The sequence below is a fragment of the Candidatus Baltobacteraceae bacterium genome, from assembly GCA_035502855.1.
Lineage (GTDB): Bacteria > Vulcanimicrobiota > Vulcanimicrobiia > Vulcanimicrobiales > Vulcanimicrobiaceae > Aquilonibacter.
In genome coordinates, this window is the sequence record DATJTX010000037.1 from 1 (window position 1) to 22,670 (window position 22,670).

General features: G+C 61.1%; 23 protein-coding genes. 9 read left to right on the forward strand and 14 right to left on the reverse strand.

The annotated features are described in order from the left end of the window. The 4 genes from VMF11_14805 to VMF11_14820 form a co-directional block, all read right to left on the reverse strand. Positions 1–276: hypothetical protein (locus tag VMF11_14805; GenBank protein HTU71570.1), on the reverse strand; the 276-nt coding region annotated here is incomplete at its 3' end. Between the two features lie 598 nt (positions 277–874). Beyond that, positions 875–2,722 carry a hypothetical protein gene (locus VMF11_14810; GenBank protein HTU71571.1) on the reverse strand — a complete coding sequence of 616 codons (1,848 nt, stop codon included), beginning with the start codon at positions 2,720–2,722 and terminating at the stop codon, positions 875–877. Between the two features lies 1 nt (position 2,723). Continuing rightward, entirely contained in the window at positions 2,724–4,361 is a 1,638-nt protein-coding gene (locus VMF11_14815) for a hypothetical protein (GenBank protein HTU71572.1), read from the reverse strand. After that, on the reverse strand, positions 4,358–5,611 hold the full coding sequence (locus VMF11_14820; GenBank protein ID HTU71573.1) for a site-specific integrase: 1,254 nt from the start codon (positions 5,609–5,611) through the stop codon (positions 4,358–4,360). The genes VMF11_14815 and VMF11_14820 overlap by 4 nt, the downstream gene beginning before the upstream one ends. A gap of 165 nt (positions 5,612–5,776) precedes the next feature. Here VMF11_14820 and VMF11_14825 point away from each other — a divergent pair, with 165 nt between their 5' ends. Genes VMF11_14825 through VMF11_14835 form a run of 3 tightly spaced genes read left to right on the forward strand, consistent with a single transcriptional unit; the run spans position 5,777 to position 9,572 of the window. After that, positions 5,777–6,448, forward strand: coding sequence for a Bax inhibitor-1 family protein (locus tag VMF11_14825; GenBank protein ID HTU71574.1), 672 nt, complete (start codon positions 5,777–5,779; stop codon positions 6,446–6,448). A 12-nt stretch (positions 6,449–6,460) separates the two neighbouring features. Further along, the gene (gene purF, locus VMF11_14830; GenBank protein ID HTU71575.1) at positions 6,461–7,831 is read left to right on the forward strand and encodes an amidophosphoribosyltransferase; all 1,371 of its coding nucleotides are present in this window, start codon (positions 6,461–6,463) and stop codon (positions 7,829–7,831) included. 10 nt (positions 7,832–7,841) lie between these two features. Next, positions 7,842–9,572 carry a chloride channel protein gene (locus VMF11_14835; GenBank protein ID HTU71576.1) on the forward strand — a complete coding sequence of 577 codons (1,731 nt, stop codon included), beginning with the start codon at positions 7,842–7,844 and terminating at the stop codon, positions 9,570–9,572. Here VMF11_14835 and VMF11_14840 read toward each other — a convergent pair. The 4 genes from VMF11_14840 to panB form a co-directional block, all read right to left on the reverse strand. Continuing rightward, positions 9,569–10,549: an alpha/beta hydrolase gene (locus tag VMF11_14840; GenBank protein ID HTU71577.1), complete on the reverse strand. Its 981-nt coding sequence runs from the start codon at positions 10,547–10,549 to the stop codon at positions 9,569–9,571. The two genes, VMF11_14835 and VMF11_14840, sit on opposite strands and share 4 nt — an antisense overlap. A gap of 445 nt (positions 10,550–10,994) precedes the next feature. Continuing rightward, entirely contained in the window at positions 10,995–11,801 is an 807-nt protein-coding gene (locus tag VMF11_14845; GenBank protein HTU71578.1) for a hypothetical protein, read from the reverse strand. 50 nt (positions 11,802–11,851) lie between these two features. Next, a complete protein-coding gene (gene bluB / locus VMF11_14850) occupies positions 11,852–12,490 on the reverse strand; it encodes a 5,6-dimethylbenzimidazole synthase (GenBank protein HTU71579.1) in 639 nt (212 codons plus the stop codon). Beyond that, positions 12,487–13,317: a 3-methyl-2-oxobutanoate hydroxymethyltransferase gene (panB, locus tag VMF11_14855; protein ID HTU71580.1), complete on the reverse strand. Its 831-nt coding sequence runs from the start codon at positions 13,315–13,317 to the stop codon at positions 12,487–12,489. The genes bluB and panB overlap by 4 nt, the downstream gene beginning before the upstream one ends. A gap of 85 nt (positions 13,318–13,402) precedes the next feature. On the opposite strand from panB, the gene VMF11_14860 reads away from it, so the two are divergent. Next, positions 13,403–13,645 (forward strand): hypothetical protein, encoded by a 243-nt coding sequence (locus VMF11_14860; protein HTU71581.1) that lies wholly within the window; start codon positions 13,403–13,405, stop codon positions 13,643–13,645. Between the two features lie 38 nt (positions 13,646–13,683). On the opposite strand, the gene VMF11_14865 is transcribed toward VMF11_14860, so the two are convergent. Then, positions 13,684–14,886 carry an MFS transporter gene (locus VMF11_14865; GenBank protein ID HTU71582.1) on the reverse strand — a complete coding sequence of 401 codons (1,203 nt, stop codon included), beginning with the start codon at positions 14,884–14,886 and terminating at the stop codon, positions 13,684–13,686. A 12-nt stretch (positions 14,887–14,898) separates the two neighbouring features. Further along, positions 14,899–16,428: a leucyl aminopeptidase gene (locus VMF11_14870; protein HTU71583.1), complete on the reverse strand. Its 1,530-nt coding sequence runs from the start codon at positions 16,426–16,428 to the stop codon at positions 14,899–14,901. 98 nt (positions 16,429–16,526) lie between these two features. Here VMF11_14870 and purM point away from each other — a divergent pair, with 98 nt between their 5' ends. From purM to VMF11_14895, 5 genes are all read left to right on the forward strand, one after another. Further along, positions 16,527–17,558, forward strand: coding sequence for a phosphoribosylformylglycinamidine cyclo-ligase (gene purM, locus VMF11_14875; GenBank protein HTU71584.1), 1,032 nt, complete (start codon positions 16,527–16,529; stop codon positions 17,556–17,558). Next, on the forward strand, positions 17,555–18,652 hold the full coding sequence (locus VMF11_14880; protein ID HTU71585.1) for a GNAT family N-acetyltransferase: 1,098 nt from the start codon (positions 17,555–17,557) through the stop codon (positions 18,650–18,652). Before purM ends, VMF11_14880 begins: the two co-directional genes overlap by 4 nt. 31 nt (positions 18,653–18,683) lie before the next feature. Next, a complete protein-coding gene (locus tag VMF11_14885) occupies positions 18,684–19,040 on the forward strand; it encodes a cupin domain-containing protein (protein ID HTU71586.1) in 357 nt (118 codons plus the stop codon). A 38-nt stretch (positions 19,041–19,078) separates the two neighbouring features. Then, positions 19,079–19,504: a hypothetical protein gene (locus tag VMF11_14890; protein ID HTU71587.1), complete on the forward strand. Its 426-nt coding sequence runs from the start codon at positions 19,079–19,081 to the stop codon at positions 19,502–19,504. Between the two features lie 86 nt (positions 19,505–19,590). Further along, positions 19,591–19,863: a hypothetical protein gene (locus tag VMF11_14895; GenBank protein ID HTU71588.1), complete on the forward strand. Its 273-nt coding sequence runs from the start codon at positions 19,591–19,593 to the stop codon at positions 19,861–19,863. A gap of 131 nt (positions 19,864–19,994) precedes the next feature. Here the strand turns inward: VMF11_14895 and VMF11_14900 are convergent, their stop codons facing one another. The 4 genes from VMF11_14900 to VMF11_14915 are packed head-to-tail and all read right to left on the reverse strand — an operon-like array spanning position 19,995 to position 22,659. Further along, positions 19,995–20,381 (reverse strand): hypothetical protein, encoded by a 387-nt coding sequence (locus VMF11_14900; GenBank protein HTU71589.1) that lies wholly within the window; start codon positions 20,379–20,381, stop codon positions 19,995–19,997. 52 nt (positions 20,382–20,433) lie between these two features. Beyond that, on the reverse strand, positions 20,434–21,402 hold the full coding sequence (locus VMF11_14905; protein HTU71590.1) for a zinc-binding dehydrogenase: 969 nt from the start codon (positions 21,400–21,402) through the stop codon (positions 20,434–20,436). Beyond that, on the reverse strand, positions 21,399–22,040 hold the full coding sequence (locus tag VMF11_14910; protein ID HTU71591.1) for a DUF899 family protein: 642 nt from the start codon (positions 22,038–22,040) through the stop codon (positions 21,399–21,401). Before VMF11_14910 ends, VMF11_14905 begins: the two co-directional genes overlap by 4 nt. Beyond that, complete coding sequence (locus VMF11_14915) at positions 22,018–22,659, reverse strand: DUF899 family protein (protein ID HTU71592.1); 642 nt, start codon at positions 22,657–22,659, stop codon at positions 22,018–22,020. Before VMF11_14915 ends, VMF11_14910 begins: the two co-directional genes overlap by 23 nt. Positions 22,660–22,670: the final 11 nt, after the last annotated feature.

A 22,670-nucleotide genomic window follows, 5' to 3' on the forward strand; every position in this document is an offset into this window, starting at 1 on the left:
TTCGTCTAAGGTAGCGATGCTAACCGAGACGCTAGCGCCGGCGACGAGCGAGAGCTGCTGTAAGACGTCAATGTCACGAATCACGAGAGGCGAGCGCGTGATCAGTGCAGCGGGCGTGTGATAGTCTCGCAATGCCTCAAGAACTCCGCGAGTTAGTTTGTATCGCCCCTCTAGCGGTTGATATGGATCGGTGACGGTGCCGATGGCTACGGTATAGTGTCGCCACGATCGCTTCGCGAGCTCGGCGCGCAACACCGTAGGCGCGTTCGTCTTCACATATATGGTGCTTCCCCAATCGCTAACGCCATCTTTTTCCAGGTACGAGTGCGTTCGACGGGCATAACAGAAGACGCACTGGTGGGAACATCCGCGGTAACAGTTTATGGACCACTCGAAGGCCATGCCCTTGACGCGATTGAGCAGAGACTTGGCGCGTGTCTCGATGATTTCAACTCCGCGCATATCCTATGTTCTTCCAGCCTTACGTGCGCGACGTTGATCCAAACTATTGGTGATCGAGGTGGCTGTTGGGCTCGCTTGTGCTGCAAACTCCCTAGTGAGGCGCAGGTTTTCCGCAAGCAGTAGGTTATTCTGCCGTTCGAGTTCGGCAATGCGCGCGAGAAGGCTGCGGCGGTGTTGCTCAGCGCGGGGCATCGCCTGCGGCCGCGGTGCGTCAAATAGATTATCTATGCTCTTGATGAGATCGGGGAAACGGTATAACGTGGCAGAGCTAACTCCGGCCTCTCGCGCAACCGCTTGCTTTGTGGGCCGCACTTGAATACCAATATGTAGCGGATGAGTCGCTGTGCCGCTGTGCAATCGCTGGATCGCAGCTAGTATTTGGTTCTTGCTTTTTTCTCGACGTTTGTGCCTTTTATCCATCTGTCAGCTTTCCGATGATCTTTGCGGCAGCGTCGCGTTGGGCCTCAAGCGCTTCGCTGCGCTTGCCGCGATTCGATATTTCCGCGAGGTCTGAGTCGAATGCATCGCGCTGAGCCTGCCAAAAGCCGAGGTGTGAGCGATCGACTGAGAAGTTCTTACAAGCGATGCACGTTTGTAGTCCAACGTTGACCACGTTTCCACTACATCGGGCGGATGATGCTTCGTAGAAGCAATCGCCGTACACGTGCCTTACCATTCTAAAGCTTGAGTCATTAACGGTTGATTCAATGCAAGCCCGGCGCGCCTCAACTGCCTCAGCGCTGTCGCCGCGCAACTCCAAATTACGTTTTAGAATCTCCTCGCCCCTCATGCCAGCTAGCCGGTCTGCGCCGAGGATGGCATCGAGCCGTTCAACGTCGCTCTCGAAGGATTGCTGGATGATCTCGTCCATCAAGTCGGAATCGCTGGGAATGTATCGCTCGGTCATCGCTACGCTGACGTGTTTGAAATGACGTTGAAGGGCAAGCACGCCGGTCGGAGCGGCAAGTGTAACAAAACGTGCGAATGTCTTCCGGAACTGGTGAGTCGCGAATTTCCAATCGTGAATCCTGTTGAACTTTGCAAAGGCATTCAGCCGAGTAGAAAGCCCGTGACCGGATCGACCCTTACCTTTGTTACGGCCGCCCCTAAATTCCGGGATGGGCGTAAACAGCAAGATGTCCGGATCGAGCGACCCGTGACGTGAATGAAGCTCCTCGAGGGTTCGTACAGCCAATCGAATGGGGTTGTCCGGTGAGTCCCAGCCGGCTATCCATGAAGCGAGCTCGCCAGCCTCATTCTTTGACGTCTTGTACAACATGCCGATTATGCGCAGCAGCGTCCGCCCATCGGGCGATGAGATTGGTTCAAGGCAACCCGGGCGAAGCGAGAGGACCTCACACATTCGCATTCCCGTCATTCCGGCGATGATTATGTAACTGGCCGCCATCAAGTGGTTCAGCCAGACGCGCAACGGTATGCGCTTGATGCTGCCGATGTCGTATTCCGTCCCGCTAACGTAAACAATCATCGGTTTTGAGGCTTTGTAGTATTCAGCGTAGCGCCTGCCTATCACCGCGGTACTGCGCGACGTTGATTTGATAGCGATGAGCTCGCTGCTGCGACTCAGTAGACGGGGCCCAACGTCCTCTACCCAAGTGATCGCCGTGCTAAGTAGCTTAACGAAAATCTCGTCTGGAATACGAGGTGTGAGGCCGGGTCCTCTGCGAGGCACGTCGGTCGCACCTAGGAGATTATCGGTGAGATCTTTGGAGAGCGTCGCGCCTCCAGGGATCAGCGGCTGCAAATTTACAATCGTGCGGAGCATAAGAGCGGCCTGGCGGCGATATGCTGCGGACCAAATTTTCGACGTTTGGCGGAAGGTACCGTCGCCGCGGCGCTTCTTGACTTGGTTTGAAGCTAGACCGTTACGGAAAGCAATTATGTGCGCATCCGTCAAATCCGCAAAACGATAGATCCCGTGCGCAGACATGAGCAGGATGTAGTAGCGAAGGAGCTCCGCACGCGACATGATACTGCGCGCTCGCAGTTGCTTTCCAAGGCCGATGGTTCCCTTAACGATGTGGCTGAGAAGGTGCTTGCAGGCGAAAAGAAATGCGGCATTCTGCGGATCGGTCAAATATGATCCGTTGCTGAGTTGCATCTTCCAGCGTACCGTGGTGTAAGGCTTTCCGGGCAGTGCTGTGTCGAAATGCCATGTATCGTCACTAAAAGCACTCCGTGGTGAAACTACGGGGTCAATCAGCGTGTGGATTTCAGGCTGGCTGTGAGCTGCGAACATCTCAGTCTATCCTTGGTGGCGGCGGCAAGGTTGTAGCGATTTGTTGCGCAGCATTGAGCAGCGCAGCGTCGATTGCTGGCAAGTATTGGGCCTCGATCAATCTGCGCTTCGGCAAATAGAGACGTCGATAGCGCTCCGATGGGATACGTTGTTGTGCCTCACAAAGCGCCTCGTAGTCGCGCAATAGGAATGCCACAGAGCGGGGTTCCAGGCGCATGACGAAGTGTCGATCATTGAGAGGCCAAAGGAGATTCGCGCAAAGCCCGTTTGCGTCATGACCGTCGTGTGATGCTGCGGGATCAAGGCAGACGTGGCTGGGAGTTGTGGCACTGCGCGTCTCACGGTTGCCGCTGGCCTTGTCAGTTATCGTGCGACCGAGAAGGATGGTTGATTGCGCATTAGCGATCGTGAGCTCGTCGGTGGCGGCGGCTTCAGAATGATCGAGATATCGCATCGTGTCGCTCAGATTGCGATGCTGGGCAATTTGTCGAACCCGGAAGGGATCAAGAGATCGCTCATATTCATCCACAAGACGCGTTGGTCGCAGCATGTTAAGAGCAATAGCACTGGTGATGCCTCTTGATTTCTTGTAGTGGCGAAAGGCAGCGCTAGGCCGAAGAGTCATGAGCGGGAGGACGGATCCAAGTCTAGAGTAGGCAAGAAATAGATATTGCCTATAGGGCGGCGCTGCGTGTGGCACCAGTGGCTCGGATAAGGCTAGGAGTGCGCGGATAAGCCAAGGCACACTCAGCTGTCCATAGTCGGAAACCGAATATGGAGGCATTCCAGGTGAGCGTCCCTTGGGCAATGCAACAAGAAAACGCCTACCCAGAAGCGGGTTATCGATCTCCTGCATGCAGTCACGTCCCATGAGTGCAACGGCGTCAACGTTGGCTGCCAATTTGTGAATCAGAAGTGTGTAAAAGGGAATCAGCGTTTCATACGTTGCGTAGCAGTAGCGGCTCAGGAGCCTGGTATTGTAACGAACACCTGTCTCGCGCTCCGCTCTTGCCAGAAATTTGCTGTATTCGATACTGATGGGCGTTGCGAGGTCTTGACGCGGGAGTGTGCCGCCGCTCTTGCTTGCGAACTCTCGGGCCGCAAGGACAACGCTGGGATGCTGCCATGAGCTCGGATCGGTGAAATCACGGTGATAAGATATTGCATCGTTGCGGGCACAGATCAAGAGCTGTCTTAGCTCATCACGCGGGGCGGTCCGAATTGGGGTAGAAACGCGCCGAAATGGGTTCCGTGCGCGAAATGCGATCCCATGATGCCGCGCTGCCTCAGCAAGAACTGCAGCCGCAATCTTGTAGGAATTGTGGCTTGTGCCTTCGCGGGAGGCCGCCGTCTTGAGTTCGCGCACGAGGGCTTCCTCGCAGTCAAGAATTGATGGAATGGGCGGTGCATATCGGGCAATCGCGTTGATAAGCGTACGCACGATCTTAACGACATTCTCAATCGTCGATGGTCGTGAATGGTTATAGAGCCGCTTCGCTGCGTTGAGCATCTGAACAGCAACAGCTCCAGCGTTGGACACCTCCGCCGCGAATGAGACGGTTTTCTGTCTTAGGCGTGGACTTAAGTACGTCCACGTGGTTGATGATAGATCGTATCCAAGGTCGGAATCGATGCTCATGCTATGTCGGGCACGTCCCAGGTGTCATGAAAAATGTCCGATAGATAGAACTCCCTTGCTCGCAAGTAGATCTCGGTAGATGCGATGCTGGAATGACGCATTAGATGTCTTAAGACAAGGAGTGGGTTGCGGGCCTGTGCGTGCGCATTCTCGGTTGAGCGCATCAGCCTGTCCAACATTGTAATCGCGTAGGTGTGCCTTAAGTCGTGGAACGTGCCCTCTGGAATGTCAGCGGCTCGCAGCGATTTTTTGAAAACTTGGTAAACTGAGTTCGGAGCAAGTTGGCGACCCCATCGTGAAAGCCATATCGCGTTAGGGACGTTGCTGCCGCGTTTCCTAGCTCGATTCGCGACGTTGCGGCGTTCAAAAAGACTGATATATCGAAATGTCTCATCGAGAAGCCAGGCCGGCACGTAGAGGTCGCCACCGACAGATCCTTTTGTTACGCGGAGCGGGAGACGATAAAGGCGACTAGCGCGGTAAATATCTTGGTCTGGAATCTGATCAATCGTTAGAGCACACAGTTCATGCTCGCGAATGCCCGTGTTGAGGGCCCAAAGTACGATTAGGCGATCACGCAATATGAGCTGCTTGAGAATCCGTTCTTGTTCTTGTCTCGTGAAAAATCGAGGGAGTCGCTCGCGCCGCGATCTTCGCGGAACGAGAACCCTACGCATTGCGTTTGGCTTTGATGCGTCCAAGTGCGCCAGCAGTCTCGTTGAGACACGCTGATATCCCGTGGCTTCGAATGCAATCGGCATCTCGGCGAGGTGGCCGCGGCTCTTCGCCCACTCGTAGAACCAGCAGACGACAAGCATCTTGCGAGCGATCGTCTTTGTTGAAAGCTGCGGTTCTTGCCGCTCCAATGCATTCCGGTAATGGGCAAGCAGCCGTTCCTCCGGCCTGCGCCAATCCCAGCCGTTCGCGTTGCAGTAACGGAGCCAGCTCAACAAGCTGAAAGCATAATTTCGCCAGGTCCCTGGGGATCGGCTCGAACCGCGAACGACCGCTTGGAAAATGATCCATTCGGTCGGCAAATGCTCGATTCGCATGGTCGACTGATCAACGAATATCGGGATACCGGGGTAAGGCAAGCCATCGATTTCGAAGCCGTCGCTACTGAAAAAGAGAGAAAGTCCTAAGGCTTTCTCAATACTGGGGGGCAAGGCCGCGGTCTTATGCTGGCCGAGGATGTTCTGAGTCATGCCCGGCAATACACCGTAAAACCGCGGTAGGGATTGATCGACCATTTGAACGGCATCCCGGTGACCCGGTTGATGACGCTCTTGGCGTGCTGCTCTACGATCTCGACCCCGCGCATATCCGGCAGTATAATACGAACGTACGTTCGTATTCAAGGGTCAGCCCCAATCGGGTGTAACCCCCAGCCCGAACGGAGGTTATCTAGAAGAGCCATGGCCTATCAATATCAACCGGCTCCGTACGGTCGCCCCGGAGCCGTCACGATGCCGGTCCAGTCGCTGCTTGGGCAAGTGCTCGGGATCACCGCACTGGGCTGGTGTATCACTGCGCTCGCCGTCTATCTGTTTCCGAACGTCGGGAGCGGACCGAGCTGGATTGCGTTCTTCGGCGGGTTCATTCTGATCTTCGTCATGAACGCGACGCGCGCGAACGCAGCGCTTTCGCTCGCGATCTTCTATCTGTTTACGTTCCTCGAAGGAATCTTCATATCGCCGATCGTGACCTACTACGCGCACGTCGCCGGAAACGCGGTCGTCTTCAACGCGGCGCTGACGACGGGACTCGGGCTCTTTGCGCTCGGCGCGATCGTGTATGCGACCGGCCTCGATCTGCGGCGCTTCTCGGGGATTTTCTTCGGTGCGCTGCTCGTGCTGATCGTCATCGGGATCATCTCGATCTTCGTGCATTTTCTCTCGCCGACGATCTACTCGTGGGCAATCCTGGTCATCTTCGCGGGCCTCGTGCTGATCGACTTCGCCCGCATCCGTGCCGGCGGCAGCGGGCTGAGCCCGGTGCAAATGGCTGTCTCGATCTACCTCGATTCGATCAATATCTTCCTGGCGTTGCTGCAGATCATGGGTGGGAGCAGCCGGCGTAGCGAATAACCACGGGCAGCGATGTGCGGGATTACGGGGATACTGACGCCGGGGCGTGACGCGGCACGCCTGGCGTACTTCGGGCTTTACGCCCTTCAGCACCGTGGACAGGAGTCCGCGGGCATCGCTGCAGGCGACGGCGGCACGATCCGCTCGCACAAAGACATGGGGCTGATCGGCGCGATCTTCGACGAGGAGTCGCTTGCCCAGCTCTCGGGCCATATCGCGGTCGGCCACACCCGTTACTCCACGACCGGCTCCTCGATCGTGGTCAACGCGCAGCCGCTGCTCGAAACCACCGAAATCGGCGACTTTGCCTTCGCTCACAACGGCAACCTCACCAATACCGACGAGCTGCGCGAGCGGCTCTCGCCAAGCACGACGCTGCAGGCGACCTCCGACTCCGAAGTGATGGCCAAAGCGATCGTCGAGGCTCCCGGTACGATGCTCGACCGGATCGAACACGTGCTCAGCATCGCGCGCGGCGCTTACTCGATCGTCCTGGCCACCAAAGACGAACTCTTCGCGTTTCGCGATCCGTGGGGCGTGCGGCCGCTGTGCATCGGCGCATTTGAGGACGGGGGTTTTGCCGTTGCCTCGGAGTCGTGCGCGCTGCCGACGATCGGCGCGCGCTATCTGCGCGAGGTCGAGCCGGGTGAGATCATTCGCATCACGCCGAAGGGCATGGAATCGACGGTGGTGGTCAACGAGAGCGCCTTTCCGGCGCTCTGTATGTTCGAATACATCTATTTCGCCCGCCCCGACTCCACCCTCAACGGACGCTCGATCTACATGGCGCGCTACGCGATGGGCCGGGAATTGGCTAAAGAGCATCCGGTCGACGCCGACGTGGTAATGGCGATTCCCGACTCGGCGGTTCCCGGCGGCATCGGCTATGCGGCGCAGAGCGGTCTGCCGTACATCGAAGGCCTGATCAAGAACCGCTACATCGGGCGCACCTTCATCAGTCCCGATCAGGATCTGCGCGCGCGCGGCGTGCAGCTCAAGTTCAATCCGGTCGTCGAGAATCTGCGCGGGCAGCGGGTGGTCGTGGTCGACGACTCGATCGTGCGCGGCACAACGACGCCGCGCATCGTAAAATTATTGCGCGAAGCGGGCGCGCGTGAAGTGCACCTGCGCATCACCTCACCGCCGATCAAGCATCCATGTTATTTGGGCGTCGACATGGCCACGTACGACGAGTTGATCGCCGCAAATTATTCGATCGAAGAGATTCGCGTCAAGGCCGGCGCGGACTCGCTCGGGTATCTCTCGCTTGAAGGGCTCATCGCCGCCAGCGGGAGAAAACGCAATGAGATGTGTTTGGGTTGTTTGACGGGAGAGTATCCCAACGTGCCGGCCGCGCACAGCGCGCGTGCGATGGTGGGATGACGACTCCGCTTTGATCGAGTACATCACCAAAGACGGCCGTACCGTGTTGCGCATTGGGCGCTACACATTCTCCCAAACGACATTTTTGATGGTGACCGCGGTCATCATCGGGATCGGCGGTGGTTTCGGTGCGGTCGGCTTTCGCGCGCTGATAACGCTCGAAACCTATCTCGCTTTCAATATCATCGGCGCCGGGCTCGGCAAGGTCATCGGCGTCATGGCGATCGTCGTGCAGCTGGCGATCGGCGGCATCATCGCCGCTTGGATCACGGCGCGTTTTGCGCCCGAGGCCAAAGGACACGGCGTTCCGGAGGTGATGGAAGCGGTCGCAATGCGCGGGGGTAAGATGCGCCCGCGCGTGATTGCGATCAAGGCGATTGCATCCGCCTCCTCGATCGGATTTGGCGGAAGCTGCGGTCGCGAGGGCCCGATCGTGCAGATCGGGTCGACGATCGGCTCGGTGCTCGGGCAACTCGTGCGCGCGCCTGCGCCGATCGTCCGCACCTTGGTCTCGTGCGGAGCTGCCGCCGGCATCTCGGCCACCTTCAATGCACCGATCGGCGGCGTGTTCTTCGCCGCTGAAATCATTCTCGGTGAGTTTGCGCCGCGTTCGTTTGCCGCCATCGTCGTTTCGTCGGTGCTCGCGGCCGTGATCGGCCGGGCCTTCCTCGGCAACCATCCCTCGTTCTCGGCCGCCGGGTTCGTGCTCATCTCGCCCTACGAGCTGATCCTCTACGCGATTCTCGGCGTAATCTGCGCCGTGTGGGCGACCGGATTCGTGCGGATGCTTTACTTCATCGAAGACCGCTTCGAGGAATTCAAGATTCCGGCGTGGGTCAAAGGCGGTATCGGCTTCGCCCTCGTCGGCGTGATCGGCATTTGGCTGCCGCAGGTCTTCGGAGTCGGCTACGTCTCGATACAGCAAGTGCTCGATCAGCACGTGGGCCCCGGCCGCGCGTTGCTGCTCGCGATCGCCAAGCCTTTGGCCACCTCGCTGACGCTCGGCTCAGGCGGATCGGGCGGCGTCTTCGCGCCCTCGCTCTTCACCGGTGCGTTCTTAGGCGACGCGTTCGGGCGCCTGGTGCATTTCATGTTCCCGGTGTGGACCGCGCCCGGAGCCGCGTACGGATTGGTCGGCATGGCGGCGCTCTTTGCCGCCGCCGCCGAAGCGCCGATGACCGCGATTCTCATCGTCTTCGAGATGTCCAACGATTACACGATCATACTGCCGCTGATGGTCTGCGTCGTGATCGCGACCGTGATCGGCCGCCGGCTGTTGGGATCGACCGTCTACGAGATGAAGCTCATCCGGCGCGGCGTCGATTGGCAGCGCGTACGGCGTCCGCGCTTCCTCAGCCGCGTGAAGATCGCGACGATCCGGCGCGAACCGCCGGTGGTTGCGCAGTTGAACGACGAGATCTCGGGCATCGTGGAACGCGACGGCGAGTCGGGCGAACTGGCGGTGCCGGTCTGCAGCGGGCGGCGCTTCATCGGGATCGTCACGTCGGCCGATCTCGCAAAAGCGGTAGCGCAAGGCCACGGAAGCGACCGGATCTCGAGCATCGTGCAAACCGTCAACCACGTGCTCCATCCCGACGACACCGTCGAGCGCGCGGCAACGTTGATGGCGGACGCGCCGATTCCGCTCTTGCCGGTGGTCGATCCGCGCGACGAGCATCTGATCGGCATCGTCACGCGCCGCGACGTACTGCAAGCCTATCGCAGTCTCGTCGACGTCTAACGGCGGCTGCGTTCGATCACGTCGTGGATCGCGTCGATCACCAGTTGCGGCTGATCGAGCTCGATGTAGTGTCCGCTGCGGTAGGCGAAAATTTGCTTCGAGTCGGACGAGAGCGCGAGCCAACGCGCTTGCGCGACCGCCTCAGCGTGCTCGAAGAGCAGGTGCTTGCGGTGCAGGGCCGGCGGCGTCTTGGCGGTGTCGTAGAAATGGTTTTGCGCCGTGAGCACGCGCACCGGGCGCGACCCCAGGCTCGTCCAATGCGTGATGAGATATGCTTCATCGGCCGGCATCTCGGCCATCTCGGACATCACTTCGTCGTAGAGTGCAAGCTTGGTGCGCGCGATCCGAAGAATCGCGGCGTTGAGCTGTGCCGGAAACATGCGCTCGGGAATGCCGCGAAAGAATTGCTGCGAGCAGTCCCATCCGGGCTTACGCGGCAATTTCGGCAACGGGCGACCCGCGGCGAGGGCGTCGCGACAGCGGCGAAGTTCGGCGACGACAGCCGGCAGGCTGCGATCGTGCTGCTGCCGCTCGTGCGGGGGCTCGACGTCGCCATCCTCGCCGTCGACCAGCACCAGCCCCGCAACCTCGCGCGGATAGCGATCGACGAACGTGCGGGTATTATAGCTGCCGAAGGAATGACCGACGAGAATATAGGGGCCGCGAATTCCGGCGTTGTGCAGCGCGGCGTGCAGGTCGTCGGCGATGCGAACGCTGGTGCGCGGCATCGGACCGGGATCGCTGAAGCCCGCGCCGGCGCGATCGTAGGTGCAGGCGCGCGTCCAGCGCGCGACCGCCGGCTGTACGAGGATCCAAGCCGGCGCCCAATCCTCCCAGCCCGAATCGAAGACGACGGTCGGCGAGCCGCGGCCGATGCAGTACATGTTCAGCCGATGATGGTCGACGCGCACGAGCTGACCCGGATGCGTGTAGAACGAGGCCGAGAGGGCGAGTGCAGCGATCAGCGTTTGCAGCATACCTCAGCGTTCGTGCAGCGTCAGCGCGCGTTCATCCTGCCGTTCCCAACGAAAGGCGTCTGTCCCAGTAAGCCATGCAGGTGGCACCCGCCGCGTCGATGATATCCACATGATGCCCACAAGAATTCGCGGTTGCTCACAGGTTGCTAGCATTGCGGCAAACATGAGTTCATCAGGATTCGGTGTAATGCACGCGTGCGATGTATACGGTCTGGCTCGGTAATCGATCACACGTAGTTTCGGATCAGGCGGCCACCAAAATCGCGGAGGCTTTGAACGCCGGGCTACCGATGGTCGAAGTTGAAATGGTGCTTGGGTCGCCGGGCTCGCCGGCATACACCGTTACGGTTAATACCAGCCACGTTATTGCGCTCGTAAGGCATCACGAGGGTTTAGACGCTGATGTCACGCCCGACCGTGTGGTGGTTCCCCTAAGATCCCGCGGTTAGCCCGCGGCGCTTCGCTCGAGCATCCGCGCTCGAAAATGCAGACCCTGAAGTGTTGACCGGTCTCTTTCGTAGAGCGGACCCCCGTTAGAATATATTACAGTTCTCAGAAGCTGTTCGATTTCCTCAATAGGCGCCAATCTGTCGCCGATCCCCACGTTGCATTGGTTGCATGCCGTAACGTGGAGTCTCTGTGTCGCGAGTTCGAACTCTTCTTTATATTTCTTACGCTCTTGGTCGCCGCTAAACAGTTTCTTGAGCATCACCTTTGGGATAGGATGATGGACATGCAGCTGCAGCGCCTGCAGGAATTTGTAAATATCTTCGCGTTTTGCTTGGTCCAGTGAAAGGAGCAAGTGCGACGGAATTACTCTTAGTATTCCGGGAAGATATTGAAAGCATGTCGGACAGGTGGACGAGGCGTGCTCCAATCCGTCCAACGACCATGTTGGCCCGAAGGCCTCGCTCAGCGCCCGGTCCATGTATTGGATTGGTGAAACTACTATAGGTGCTGCTCTTCCGCAATAGATGCACGCGTACCGATCGCGGGCAAGAATAAGCGCCTTTTCGTGAGACGTGACCTCGAAGAGGCCATCATCGTCTTTCGGCAGGCCAAGTATCTCGTGTCTGTAGTTGAAGGCGTAGCCTTGGGGATGCCGGAGATTGCAATAAGCCATGAAATGGATCCCCGTGTTGACGGGATCCGCGCTGGGTATTGCGATGCCTTCAACCTCGCGGCAGTGCGGGCACGGCCATCGGAGGCGTACGTGCTCGACGACGCCCGGGTCCGAAAAGCCGGCGTCCATGTTGGAATCTTTCTAGCACGGGCGAGCTTCTATTGTCAAAAAGCGGCGTTTTAGCGTTCGTGTAGCGTCAGCGCGCGTTCGTCCTGCCGTTCCCAACCGGCGGTGACGAGTTCGGGCGTATCGGAATCGCCGGCGGGATAGCCGATGCACAGGTACGCGATCAATTCCCACTCCCCGGGGACGTCGAGCGCGAGCGTGACGACCTCGGGTTCGAGAATCGACACCCAGCCCACGCCGATGCCGTCGGCGCGCGCCGCAAGCCAGAGCGTGTAGATCGCCATCGCGGCCGAGTACGCGAGCATTTGCGGCATCGTCGCTCGGCCGAGACCGCGCCCGGTGGTCGTGCTCGTATCGCAGAAGACGGCGACGTGCGCGGGTGCTTCGCGTAATCCGGAGAGTTTGAGCTGCGCGTAAAGCGCCGCGTCCTTGCCGTCGTATCCGGCGAGTGCCTGGGCGTTCGCGCGTTCGAACGATGCGATGACCGCACGGCGCCGTTCCGGTGTTTCGACGCGAACGAAACGCCACGGCTGCGAGTAACCGACCGACGGCGAAAGCGCGGTCTCACGCACCAAACGTTCGAGCGCTTCGTGCGGTAACGGGTCGGGACGAAAGTGGCGGACGTCCCGGCGCCAACGAAAGAGATCGTGCAGCCGCGCGCGGAACGCGTCGTCGAACCGCGGCGCACTCACGTGGAAGGAAAGGTGCCTTCCTTTACCGCGGCCGCGTACTCGCGCAGCGCATTGGTCGTGGCGATGCCGATTTCGGCAAAGCGTTTGACGAACGGCGGCGAGTGTGGATACATGCCCAGCACGTCATGGAGTACGAGCACCTGCGAATCGCAATGCGAACCCGAACCGATGCCGATGGTCAGGATCGAGAGCCGCTGCGTGAGTTCGCGCGCGATTTCGAAATCGACGACCTCGAGCACGATCGCGTAGGCGCCGGCCTCTTCGACCGCAAGGGCATCTTCGAGCAGACGTTCGCGATGCGTTCGCATGCGATAGCCGGGGCCCAGGCCGGCCGTTTGCGGCGTGATGCCGATGTGGCCCACGACCGGTATGCCGGCGCGCCAGATGGCGCGAATGCGCGCTGCGACATCGCTGCCGCCTTCGAGCTTGACCGAGGTCGCACCGCCCTCTTTCACGAGTCGAATCGCGTTACGCACCGCTTCTTCGTCGCTGACTTGATACGAACCGAACGGCATGTCGGCGACGATGTGCGCGCGTGAGGTGCCGCGTACCACCGCGGCGGTGTGATGCACGATGTCGTCCATCGTGACCGGTGTGGTCTCATCGAAACCGAGCACGACGTTGCCCAAACTGTCGCCCACCAGAATCCAATCGATGCCGGCCTCTTCGGCATAGCGGCCGAAGGGCGCGTCGTACGCGGTGATCATCGGGATCGTGGCCGTGCCCTTCCGGCGCTTGATCGCGCCCGCCGTTACACGCCGTAATGCCGGACCCTTGGCGGGTTCGTAGGGCCGCGCGTCTTCCTTAACGAGTTTGGTCTGTGCCATAGCCGCAAATGCTTCTGCGTCATTCGAGCCGGGGCCCCTTGTCGTTTGCGCATTGCGTGGGATAGGATGACCGGGAGGGGACCGCGTGACCGGACAGCCGATGGAAGTACGAATGGCGCGCCTCGAAGGCGCCTACGAGCAGATCGCCGACCGCCTCATCGGCGTCGATCGCCGGCTCAACGCGCTCGAGCAAAGAATGGAATCCCGCTTCGAACGGCTCGAGCACAAGATCGACTCAAATTTGAAGACGATCATTACGTGGATGCTCGGACAGACGGCCGTGATCCTTGGTTCGGTTGTAGCCGTCGCATTCGCATTGCACCGATAGTAACGGTCCCTCGACTTCGCTTCGCGCGGGATGAGAGTCTAGGTTTCTTCCAATCGGTCGAAGCGGCGCAGGGCGGGAAAGATCCGCGTCCACAGCGCGACGATGACGATCGTGGCGCAACCGCCCAAGACGACCGACGGCACCGCTCCAAGCCACTGCGCAACCGTTCCCGATTCGAACGCGCCGAGTTGGTTCGATGCGCCGATGAAGACGTTTTCGAAGGCGCTTATGCGGCCGCGCATTGCCTCGGGTGTGCTCAATTGCGCGATCGCAGTACGAATCACCACGCTGACCATGTCGAAGCCGCCGACGCCGGCGAGCGCCAAGAGCGAGAGTGCCATGTTCCGCGAGAATCCAAAGACGATCGTCGCGATGCCGAAGCCGGCAACGCACCAGAACAGCCAGCGCGCGCCGTGGCGCGCGATCGGCCGGCGCACGAGCCAGGCGCCGACGGCGCCTGCGCCAACCGCCGGTGCGGCGCGCAGAAGACCGTAGCCGGTCGCGCCGACGTGTAAGACCGCCGTGGCGTAGATCGGCAGCAACGACGTCGCGCCGCCGAAGAGCACGGCGAAGAGATCGAGCGAGATCGCACCGAGGATAACCTTGCGATCGATGATGAACCGGAAACCGTCGACGGCCGACGCCCAAAGCGATTCCTCCGGAACCTCGCGCATGCGCGCATCGAGGAAGAAGGAGGCGGCAATTCCCACGGTTTGCAAAACCGCAACCGCCGCGAACGCGACCCACGCGGCGATCGCGATGAGCAGTCCGGCCAGTGCGGGTCCGGCAATGGCGCCGAATTCCGAGATCGAGGAGATCAATGCGCTCGCCCGCACGTACTGCTCGCCGCTGACGATCGAGGGCAGCATCGCGCGCTGCGCCGGGACACCGAGCGCGTCGGCGACTGAGTACAGGGCGAGCACGCCGAAATACGCCGCGAGCGAGTGTGAGTGGTTCAGTGCGAGCATCACAAAGAGCAGCGAACTGACGAGGTTGCCGATGCCGGTGACGATGATGACGCCGCGGCGATCGAGACGATCGGCGATCAGGCCCGCCGGCACGGCAAGCACGAGTTGTGGGATAAAGCCGATCAGGCCCACGAACGCGAGATCGAGGGCCTGATGACGAATCGCGTAGATTTGCCAGCCGATCGCCGTGGTGGCAATGGCTTCGGCGAACCATACGTTCTCGCGCGAAAGAAAGAACGCGAGAAACGCGCGTTGGGTGAAAAGGGTTCGGATGCGGTCCCTCGACTACGCCCGCGATGACAAGGTCTTGCCGTTCGAGTGAATCACCGGTTCGCCCGCCAGCGTCTCGACGAACGACACGAAGGCGCGGACCGGCGTTCCGGTCGGGCCTTTGGCTTGCCAGGCCGACTCATTGTCGAGATACGCGGTGCCGGCAATGTCGAGATGCAGCCACGGTGTCTCATCGACGAACGATTTCAGGAACGCGGCCGCGGTCAACGTGCCGGCGGGGCGCCCGCCGGTATTTTTGAGATCGGCAATGTCGCTCTTCATCGCGCTTGCATAGTCGTCGTACAGCGGCATCTCCCAATAGCGCTCGCCGCTCGGCTTGGCGGCGACGAGAAACTCGTCGGTAAGCGATTCCTCGCTGCCGACGGCAGCGGTTGCGGCGTGACCGAGTGCGATGACGCAAGCGCCAGTCAGCGTCGCGCAGTCGACGATCTTCGTCGCGCCGAGTTCGTTCGCGTAGCAGAGCGCATCGGCGAGGATCAAGCGGCCCTCCGCGTCGGTGTTGATCACCTCGATCGTCTTGCCGTTCATTGCCTTGACGATGTCGCCCGGCTTCGTCGCTTTTCCGCCCGGCATGTTCTCGGTGGCAGGGACGAGCCCGACGACGTTGAGTTTCGGTTTGAGTTTGCCGAGCGCCCACATTGTCGCGATGACCGCGGCGCCGCCCGACATGTCGTATTTCATCTCTTCCATGCGTTCGGGCGGCTTGAGCGAGATGCCGCCGGTGTCGAAGGTAATTCCCTTGCCGACGAGCGCGAGCAATTCTTTACTGCCGGGATTGCCGTTGTAGCGCATGATGATGAATTTCGGCGGCTGTGCGCTGCCCTGCGCGACCGAGAGAAACGAACCCATCCCTTCCTTACGGATGCGATCTTCGTCGAACACCTCGACCTCGATACCGGATTCCTTCCCGTGCTTGGCGGCCTCTTTGGCGAGAATCGACGGCGTCATGTCGTTGCCCGGCGTCACCGCCAGCGTGCGCGCCAAATTCACCGCTTCGCCGAGGATCACGCCGCGTTCGACGCCGGCTTTGACCGCGTTCGCGTCAAAATCGTGAGCGAGCACGGTGACGCTGGTGGTCGCGATGCGTTTCTCCGGTTTCTCTTGATAGATCGTGGTCTCGAAGGACCCGGTGATAGCGCCTTCGGCGACAAACGATGCGCATGCCGCTTCATCCCCCTTTGCTTCGTCGGGGAGCGCGATCGCGATCGCGGCAACGTTACGCCGTCCGAGGTAGCGCACCGCCGCGCCCGCATAGCGCGCCAGATTCAGCGGCTCGAATTTCGCGCGCTCGCCCAAACCGACGATCAGCACGCGATGGAACGGCTTATCGCCGGCGTGAAGCAGCGCGCACTCGGCTAACTTGCCTTTGATTTCTTCGGAGGCGAGCACGTCGGTAATCGCTCCGCCCAGGATGCCGTCGAGGGACTTTGCGGCGCTGCTCATCTCACCGCTCGTAAAGACCGGAACGACGACGGCATCAGCGCGAGCGCCACCCGGCGCGTCTTGCGCAATTCGGACTTGCATGGGCTACCTTTCAGTGGGGTGAAGTATGAGCACGATATGGCTATCGTTTTGCCCTCAGTTCGTGCGCCGCGGCGTATCGACCCTGCGCTGGAGCCGCGGTGAGCGACGAAAGTCGGGCCCCGGACGCCTACGCACGGGCGGGCGTCGACATTGCGGCCGGCAACCAGGCCGTGGCGCGGTACAAAGAGGTGCTGGGCGGATGGCGCCATCCCGACCAGCTCGATGCGATCGGCGGCTTCGGCGGCGTGTTTCGCCTGCCCGCCGGCGGCGATCGTGCGCTGGTCGCCTCGGCCGACGGCGTCGGAACCAAGATTTTGATTGCCGCCGAGCTGCGGACCTACGACGGGATCGGGCGCGACCTGGTCAACCACTGCGTGAACGACATCTTGGTGGTCAACGCCGATCCGATGTTCTTTCTCGATTATTTTGCGGCGGGGAAACTCGATCCGATGGTCGCGGCGGCGGTGGTCGAAGGGTGCGCGCGCGCGTGCCGCGCGCACAACTGCGCGCTCCTGGGCGGCGAAACGGCGGAGATGCCCGGTCTGTATTCGCCCGGACACTTCGACCTCGCCGGAACGATCGTCGGTATCGTGGATACGAGCGCCGTTCCCGACCCCGCGCGCGTTGTGCCCGGTGACGCGATCGTCGGGTTGCCGTCGATCGGTCTGCACACCAACGGCTACTCGCTGGCGCGCGCGCTGCTGCCGCGCGACGATTGGATGCGGCCATTCAACGGCGGCACCTACGCGGAAGCGCTGCTCGCCGAGCATCCTTCCTATTATGATGCGGTGCGCGCGATCCAAAAGGTCGCCGACGTGAAGGCGATGGCGCACATCACCGGCGGCGGATTGCTCGAGAACGTGCCGCGCACGCTGCCGCCGAACGTGAAGGCGATTTTCGAAGCCGCGCGTTGGAGCGTGCCGCCGATCATGCAGGAGCTGGTGCGGCGCGGGAATCTGACCCACGAGGAAAAGTATCGCACGTTGAACATGGGCGTCGGCTACACGCTGATCGTGCCGTTCGTCGACGCGAACAAGGCCGTCGCGGCGGTGCCGGGCGCGAAAGTGGTTGGCTGGATCGAAGCGCGCGAGCCGAGCGAGCCGCAGATCACGATACACGAAGCGCGGTGATCAATCTCGTTGTCGATCTCGACGAACGTTTTGCGAGCGACGCGGATGCGCGCGAACGGGCTGCGCGCGCAGGGTACGCGTTAGGAGCGGCGAGCGAGGCGACGCTCGCGTGGATCGATGAGATCTTCGGCGGCGTGTGGAGCACCGAGGTTGCGATGGCGGGGTCGGCCGTCGCGACGAAAGACGACGAGCCGGTCGGATTTGCGGCGTTCGATCCGCAGGGTTTGCGCTTTGCGTGGCTGCGCGGCATCGCACGCGAGCCGGGCGTCGGCATCTTCGGGCCGTTCGGCGTTGCACCGGCCCATCGCGGCGGCCCGCTGGGACCGGCGCTGCTCGAGATCGCGCTCTGCGGTCTGCGCGCGCGGGGCTATCGTCGCGGACTGGTCGCCGCCGCCTCCGACGAATTGGTTCCGTACTACGAACGCTACGGGGCCCGCGTCGTCGAGCGCTACGACGTGCGTGACTTCACGCCGCGGCCGGTACGCACGGTCGTGCTTGCGTCGGGGAGCGGCACGAATTTCCAAGCGGTGATCGATCGCGTTACCGACGGGCTGCCGCTCGAACTGGCCGCGCTCGTCGCCAATAAGGCCGATGCGTTCGCGATCACGCGTGCACGGCACGCCGGCATTCCCGCGATCGTGTTGCCCTGGCAGCGCGAGAGCGTCTCGCGCGAGGAGTACGACGCCGAGTTGTACGATGTCGTCGCGCAACTCGAACCGGAGCTGGTGCTGCTGCTCGGCTGGATGCATCTGCTGGAGCGGGCGTTCGTGGGTGCGTTCCCGCAGATGCTCAACGTGCATCCCGCGTTCTTACCGCTCGATCCGGCGAGCGATCGCGTCACGCTGTCCGACCGCACGACGATGCCCGCGTTTCGCGGACCGCACGCCGTGCGCGATGCGCTGGCGGCCGGCAGCACGTGGGTTGGTGCGAGCGTGCACGAGGTGACGATGCAAACCGACCGCGGGCGCGTGCTCGCGCGCAAACCGCTGCGCGTCGTCGCGGGAGAGGACGAAGGCGCTGTGCTGACGCGGCTGCATCCGATCGAACACAAAGTGGTCGCTACGGCGATCAGGCGCTGGCTCTTCGAGCGCTGACCAAAGGAGAAAAATGAACGGCGAAGTCATCTTGAAACGATTTGATCACCCCGACACCGTGATCGTGTTCGAAAAAGGAAAATTCGAGATCGTCCTCGTCGACGAGATGACGATCGGCCGCGCAACCTACGAGCCGGGATGGAAGTGGTCCGAGCACGTCGGACGCGATCTCGGGCAACGCAGTTGCGCGGTGGAGCATATCGGCATGGTCGTTTCGGGCAGCGCGACCGCGGCGATGGACGACGGTCGCGTCATCGAGATGCGGGCGGGCGATATCTTCTATATTCCGCCTGGCCACGACAGTTGGGTCGTCGGCGATCAGCCGTACGTCTCCCTGCATTTCATGGGTGCGGAGGAGTACGCGCGGCACGAATCGGTCGAGCGCTAGGCAGATGCGGCGCTGCGAAGTGGGTAGATACGGATATTATGAAACGAGAACTTACCGCGAGCCTGCTCGCCGCAGCGTTTGCGGCCGCCCTGGCGGCTCCGGCAATCGCGCAACAGCAGCCGGTGCAGCAGACCCAACAAACGACGACGACCACCACCACGACCACGCTGGGACCGAACGGTCAATACGGCGATCCGGTCTGCGGTGATTGGGCAGGCGGCGTGTGGACGCCGAACGGGCATTGCCCCGGCTACACGGTTGGACCTCGTCGCGCGCGAATCGCCGGAACGATTACGGCCGTACGCGGCCACCTCGTAACCGTGCAACTGGCGGATCGCACGCTGGTGATCAATGACCAACCCGCGCTCAACCGCGAAACCAGCGGCCGCGTGGCGGTGGGACGACAGATCATAGCCTATGGCTACTGGCGTGACGGAAACTTTTACGCCACGGCTCTGGAATAGTACCTATCCTTCATTCCGCCCGGAGGAGGGCCCGGCGTGCTGCTTCGCCGGGCTCTCTTTTTCTCAAATCGCCGTAGAATGCGGGCATGCACGCAGCACTCTTGATGGCGGCGCTGCTTGGCCTTCACGCCAAGCCCTGCAGCGAAGGAAGAACACATGTTCCCGCGCTGTGCGGGACCTTCGGCGTCTACGAGAACCGCGCCACGCAGAGCGGACGTGTAATTCCGATCGCGTTCGTCTTGCTGAAAGCTCGGCACCCGAGCGGCCACGTCATTTACTGGAACCCAGGCGGCCCGGGCGCGCCGGCGATTCCCGCGGCGCCGGCCATGCCACGGAAACCAGCTGCACCGACCGATTGAAAATTGCATTTGTGCTGGCCCGCTCGGCAAAAGGCCTCGACGTCAACGGCTGCAGCAACGCCTACAAACGGCCCGCGTTCGCAACGTCGATGAAAGGCTGGTGAAATGAGCGACCGGCGACGATTGGGCTGTTACGGCGTCCAAACGTACTTCCCGTTTCGCTCGACTAGTCGGTCTTTGGATCCCGGCCAAAGCTTCCACTGAATCGTCGCAACCGCCACCGGTCTCACCTCGCTACGGTTGTGCATGAATTCAGCCTTGAGGTTGAATTCGCCGGGTATCCCGACGACCTTGATCCAAACTTGTTGACCGGCTGGAACCCACTCCGTGTAGTTCCGGCACGGCACATCGAGTTTGCAGTGCGCGTTGTTCAGCGTGACCCACGCACCGAGATGCGTCTGGTTCGTGACACCGTACGCATATTGAACGCCGCTATTCTGCGCCACGCCGGCAGCCGGCAGAAGTCCCAGGCCGAAGAGGATCGATGCGAACGTAAAAAGAGCTGCTCGTGCGTACATGAGAGTCTCCTCAGGTCTTTGCTACCCTCCTCGAGGGAGAAAACCCTGGCAATTAGCCGGTCAGAACGACGATCTTACCGCCGGCCATGTTTGAGTCCATCAGCCGGTGCGCTTCGACGATCTCGTCAATGTGAAAGACCTTGCCGATCGTTACGGATAACGCTCCGGCAGCAACGTCATCGACGAGTTGCTGCAGCGGCATCGTCATGAACTGCGGGTCGCCTAGATACGCCGTAAGGTAGACTGCCGTCGGGATCGAGCTCTCCGGCAAAAAGCCCTGCATCGAGAACCGACCGTCGACGATCCCCGTCTTACAGACGATGCCGCCTGTCTTGACACATTGCAACGAGTCGTCCAGAGTCGTCACGCCGACCAGTTCGAGCACCTTATCGACGCCGCCGTTCGTCCGCGCTTTGACCTCCGGTGCGATTCTGCCGTTGTCTACGAACACGTCCGTCGCGCCGCTATCGAGCAAGAGTTGTCTCCGACCGGCGTTGCGCGTCGTCGCATAGACGGTCACACCACGACGGCTCGCGAGTGCCGTCGCGGCTAATCCAACCGAGGTGGTGCCGCCACGTACGAGCAGTGACTCGCCTTCTTTCAGTTGGAGCGCCTCGTAGAGCGAACCCCACGCGGTCTGCAGCATCTCGGGAAGCGCTCCGAGCGTCTCCCAGGGTAAATTGGTCACCACGCTGCGTACGTGATCGGCCGGGACGAGCGTGTATTCGGCGTAACCACCGTCGAAGGCATGGCCCATGCCGCCCATTGCGGTCGCAACGGTTGCTCCCACCGCGAATTCCCCTCCCGGCGCCGACTCGACGATACCGACCGCTTCGAGGCCGAGAACGATCGGAAAGCGCACGTCGGGTAAGAGCCCTTGTCGCGCGAACATATCGTGACGATTGAGGCCGAATGCCTTGACGCGAATCAGCACTTTGCCCGGTACGGCCGCCGGCATTGGAACGTTCTCGACCTTGAGAACGTCGGGACCGCCCGGCTCGTGTAGCACCACGGCCTTCATCGTGCTTGCATCCAGACGTCGAAGGCCTCGTTCGACGTATCCCAATCACCGCGGCCGGCCGGCGTGAGATCGAGAAGAGCGTACACCGGCGTAAGCAGATCGATTCCTTGCCCGCGATGCTCCAGTATCGGGTGTGCGGTGTAAACGTGACGAACGCAATCGCCTTCCTTTTCGAAGACCACGATCGTCGAATCGGGGTTGCCCTCGGCATCCTCAGCGGCGATGTCTCGCGCGAAGGCCGGTCCATCGTCTGAGATGAAGCGAAGGCGATGCCACTCGCGGTGCGCTGCCCACTCTTGGAGCCGGTCGAACGGTGCCCGCGAGGCGATGACGAAGTTCGCCCGCTGCCTGACGTGCGGCGCGATGCCGTTGAATCCGTCGATCCACATCGAGCAACTCGGGCAGAACGAATCGTCCTGCACCCAATACATCAAGTGGTAGAGAATCAAGTGCGGCTTGCCGGCGGCAAACAGCTCAGATAAGCGGACTGGCGCGCCGTTCTCGATGAAGGTATATTCGGGGAGAACCGGGCCGGGCGGCAGGTCACGACGCATTGCCGCGACCGCTTCGATGCGATCGCGCAAGTCGATCTCCATCGCGCGCAACTGCGCGATTTCAGTTCGTTCCGTACCAATCACCGCGGCCGGACGGCGTGAGGTCGAACAGATGCCAGACCGGACAGAGCAAGTCGATGCCGCGTTCGCGATCGTCGAGCATCGGATGCGCGGTATAAAAGTGACGCACCTGATCGCCGTCTTTCGTGAACACCGCGACGGTCGAATCGGGCCGGCCGTCTGCATCTTCGGCGTCGATGTCGCGCGCAAACGCCGGTCCATCGTCGGAGAGGAGGCGCAGACGATTCCATCCGCGATGCGTGGCCCAAGTCTGCAGTTTGTCGAACGGCGCGCGGGTGGCGACGACAAAGTTCGCCCGCTGGGTGACGTGCGGCGCGATGCCGTTGAGACCGTCGAGCCAGAGCGAACACATCGGGCAGAATTCATCATCGTCGGCCCAGTACATCAGGTGGTAGACGATCAGCTCCGATTTGTCGCCTTCGAAGAGCTCGGCGAGGTGAACGCGATTACCGTGTTCGGTGAACGTGTAATCCGGCACGACCGGCCCGGGCGGCAAGCTTCGGCGCATTGCCGCCACAGCTTCGATCCGGTCGCGCAGATCGATCTCCGCATCACGCAGGCGGTCGCGCGCCGCGCGGTACGCTTCGTCGGTTCCGGGCATCAGCAGGCTTGAATCGGCCATAGCACTTCCTT

Coding starts and splice junctions, on each gene's coding strand:
- VMF11_14810 (HTU71571.1), bottom strand. CDS start 2,722: ATGTTCGCAGCTCACAGCCAGCCTGAAATCCACACGCTGATTGACCCC.
- VMF11_14815 (HTU71572.1), bottom strand. CDS start 4,361: ATGAGCATCGATTCCGACCTTGGATACGATCTATCATCAACCACGTGG.
- VMF11_14820 (HTU71573.1), bottom strand. CDS start 5,611: ATGGTCGATCAATCCCTACCGCGGTTTTACGGTGTATTGCCGGGCATG.
- VMF11_14825 (HTU71574.1), top strand. CDS start 5,777: ATGGCCTATCAATATCAACCGGCTCCGTACGGTCGCCCCGGAGCCGTC.
- purF (HTU71575.1), top strand. CDS start 6,461: ATGTGCGGGATTACGGGGATACTGACGCCGGGGCGTGACGCGGCACGC.
- VMF11_14840 (HTU71577.1), bottom strand. CDS start 10,549: ATGCTGCAAACGCTGATCGCTGCACTCGCCCTCTCGGCCTCGTTCTAC.
- VMF11_14845 (HTU71578.1), bottom strand. CDS start 11,801: ATGGACGCCGGCTTTTCGGACCCGGGCGTCGTCGAGCACGTACGCCTC.
- panB (HTU71580.1), bottom strand. CDS start 13,317: ATGGCACAGACCAAACTCGTTAAGGAAGACGCGCGGCCCTACGAACCC.
- VMF11_14870 (HTU71583.1), bottom strand. CDS start 16,428: ATGCAAGTCCGAATTGCGCAAGACGCGCCGGGTGGCGCTCGCGCTGAT.
- VMF11_14890 (HTU71587.1), top strand. CDS start 19,079: ATGAAACGAGAACTTACCGCGAGCCTGCTCGCCGCAGCGTTTGCGGCC.
- VMF11_14895 (HTU71588.1), top strand. CDS start 19,591: ATGCACGCAGCACTCTTGATGGCGGCGCTGCTTGGCCTTCACGCCAAG.
- VMF11_14900 (HTU71589.1), bottom strand. CDS start 20,381: ATGTACGCACGAGCAGCTCTTTTTACGTTCGCATCGATCCTCTTCGGC.
- VMF11_14905 (HTU71590.1), bottom strand. CDS start 21,402: ATGAAGGCCGTGGTGCTACACGAGCCGGGCGGTCCCGACGTTCTCAAG.
- VMF11_14915 (HTU71592.1), bottom strand. CDS start 22,659: ATGGCCGATTCAAGCCTGCTGATGCCCGGAACCGACGAAGCGTACCGC.